Source organism: Paenibacillus alkaliterrae (genome assembly GCF_021532375.1).
Taxonomy (GTDB): domain Bacteria; phylum Bacillota; class Bacilli; order Paenibacillales; family Paenibacillaceae; genus Pristimantibacillus; species Pristimantibacillus alkaliterrae.
The window spans coordinates 1-2,001 of record NZ_JAKGAP010000153.1; the positions used below are offsets into that span (position 1 = coordinate 1).

3 protein-coding genes are annotated in these 2,001 nt (G+C 54.3%); all 3 read left to right on the forward strand.

Annotated elements, in window-relative coordinates; translation table 11 throughout:
* The first annotated feature begins 88 nt into the window (after positions 1-88).
* Positions 89-418, forward strand: coding sequence for an IS66 family insertion sequence element accessory protein TnpA (gene tnpA / locus L1N85_RS26885; protein ID WP_235242079.1), 330 nt, complete (start codon positions 89-91; stop codon positions 416-418).
* Complete coding sequence (tnpB, locus tag L1N85_RS26890; protein WP_235242080.1) at positions 412-765, forward strand: IS66 family insertion sequence element accessory protein TnpB; 354 nt, start codon at positions 412-414, stop codon at positions 763-765. Before tnpA ends, tnpB begins: the two co-directional genes overlap by 7 nt.
* A gap of 71 nt (positions 766-836) precedes the next feature.
* A partial coding sequence (gene tnpC, locus L1N85_RS26895; RefSeq protein WP_235242081.1) for an IS66 family transposase occupies positions 837-2,001 on the forward strand: 1,165 nt, incomplete at its 3' end.

A 2,001-nucleotide genomic window follows, 5' to 3' on the forward strand; every position in this document is an offset into this window, starting at 1 on the left:
AATGTAAGCGTCAAATCCCGCACACCTATTATACATAAACGTATCATGAGAAAATGAAGGCATCCTAAGAAACACAGGAGGTTGCCTCATGACGAAAAAAGATCAACGCCAGCGCGAGTGGATGACACGCATCGCCGACTATAAAGCAAGCGGTCTTACGATGGCCGCTTGGTGTACAGCCAATCATGTCACCTTGGAACAATTAAAATATTGGACGCGAAAACTTAAAAACGTCGCATCAAGAGATGCTTCGCCCGAGGCTGCCCGCTTTATCCCCGTCTCCGTAGCTGAATCCGTTCCTCCCCGCATTTCCACTTCGCTTGTCGTTCATGTTGGGCACGCCAGCATCACGCTTCAAAAAGGCTTTGACCCACAGCTGCTTCGTGAAGCTGTCGAGGCGTTAAGCGAGACATGCTGACGCTTTCGAGTTCTCAGCGTGTCTACCTGGCAACAGGGTTTACGGATTTGCGTAAATCGATCGACGGCCTTGCAGCACTCGTGCAAGAAGGTTTTGGTCTGGATCCATTCTCTCCGAGTCTGTTCGTGTTCTGCAATCGCGAGCGCAACAAGCTCAAAATCCTCTATTGGGATGTCAACGGCTTCTGGCTCTTTTACCGAAGGCTGGAACGAGGAACGTTTCAGTGGCCGACCGGCAGTGAACAGGTTGTAACGGTCTCTTCCCGCGAGCTTCGTTGGCTGCTCGACGGACTTTCGCTTCACCAGCGGCAAGCTCATGCCAAAGTGGCAGTGGAAGCGGTCGTTTAGCAGCCATATGTTCGCCATTTCGCCATATCATCGAGCAGGGAACAGCCAAGGACATGACGAAGACATACGTTATGGAAAATCGAACGGAAACCAACCCTTCAATTGAAGAACTGCATCAGAAAACAGCGAAGCTGGAGCAACAAAATGCGGAGCTGTCAGCCGAGCTCAAGTGGTATAAAGAGCAGTTTCGCTTGGCACAGCAGAAACGCTTTGGCGCTTCCAGCGAACGGACGCATCCGGATCAACTTGCCTTGGATCTCTTTAACGAGGCGGAAGCCGAAGCCAATCCGACCCTGCCGGAACCGACGGTCGAGACCATCACCTACAAGCGCAAGAAGAAGGTCGGCGCTCGCGAAGCGAAGCTCGATGCGTTGCCCGTAGAGACGATCGAATACCGGCTGAGCGAAGAGGAGCAGATTTGTCCTTGCTGTGCAGGCAAGCTGCATGGGATGAGCACGGAAGTACGACGTGAATTGAAGATCATTCCGGCGGAGGTGAAAGTGGTGGAGCATGTGCGCCACGTGTATGCCTGCCGCCGCTGTGAACAGGAAGCGATCCGCACCCCGATCATCACAGCCCCGATGCCGGCGCCTGTCGTGCCGAGCAGTTTGGTGTCACCGTCTATCCTGGCGTATATCATGAGCCAGAAATACGTGGACAGCTTGCCGCTCTACCGACAGGAACAACAATTCTTGCGTTTAGGCGTAGAGTTATCACGACAGACGATGGCGAACTGGCTAATTACAGGCAGCGAGCGGTGGCTCACTCCTCTGTATGACTACATGCATGCGGAGCTCTTGAAACGAGACATCGCGCATGCCGATGAAACCACCCTGCAGGTACTCAAGGAACCGGGACGGGCTGCACAAACGAAATCATACCTGTGGCTCTATCGCACGGGCCGGATCGGTCCCGACATCATCCTGTATGATTATAAGCCCGGACGAGGCGGTGAGCATCCCGAGGCATTTCTTGCTGGATTCGAGGGATACCTGCACACCGATGGCTTCAGCGGCTACAACAAGGTGAAGAACATCACGCAACTCGGCTGCTGGAGTCACACGCGAAGGTATTATCATGAGGCTCTTCAAGCGGTGCCTGCAGCCCAGCGCTCGCAAACAGCTGCTGCTGAGGGGTTGGCCTTCTGCAACGCCCTCTTTGCGGTGGAGCGCAAGTGGAAGGACGCCACGCCGGAGCAGCGCTATACCGCTCGACTAGCCGAGAGCAAACCCATTC